Consider the following 552-nt stretch of genomic DNA (forward strand, 5'->3'; position numbering starts at 1 on the left):
CGAAGCATTTGAGCGCGCTGAAAACGAGCCATTTCGCCATTAGCGGCCTGAGAAGCGCCTACAGGGCCCCATAGCGCTGACCCGGCCGGATAGTAGCGCCTGTGGCATCGTGATCAATGCAGGCGTTTACGGCACATCAGCTGTGCCATTTTTGCCGTGTCGGGGCGTTCGATAATGCCTTTTTCGGTCACGATGGCGTCGATAAGGTCGGCAGGCGTCACGTCGAATACCGGATTGAAAGCGTTGACGTCGGCCCCCAGCCTGCGTCCACCCACTTCCAGCAGCTCGCTTTCGTCGCGCTCTTCGATGGGAATGTCTTCGCCACTGGCCAGGTTCATGTCGATGGTCGAACTCGGCGCGACCACCATGAAACGTACGCCATGGTGCATCGCTGCGACTGCCAACTGGTAAGTGCCGATCTTGTTCGCGACGTCACCGTTGGCGGTGATGCGGTCGGCTCCTACGATGATCCAGGTGATGCCTTTGGTTTTCATCAGGTGCGCAGCCGCTGAGTCAGCCGTCACGGTCACCGGAATGCCTTCATTGGCCAAC

The 552-nt window shown here is 59.1% G+C and carries 1 pseudogene; it reads right to left on the reverse strand.

Annotated elements, in window-relative coordinates:
- Nucleotides 1–113: 113 nt before the first annotated feature.
- A pseudogene (locus CE491_RS00055) lies at nt 114–552 on the reverse strand (S-methyl-5-thioribose-1-phosphate isomerase); the annotation flags it as partial.

The organism is Pseudomonas bohemica (genome assembly GCF_002934685.1).
Lineage (GTDB): Bacteria > Pseudomonadota > Gammaproteobacteria > Pseudomonadales > Pseudomonadaceae > Aquipseudomonas > Aquipseudomonas bohemica.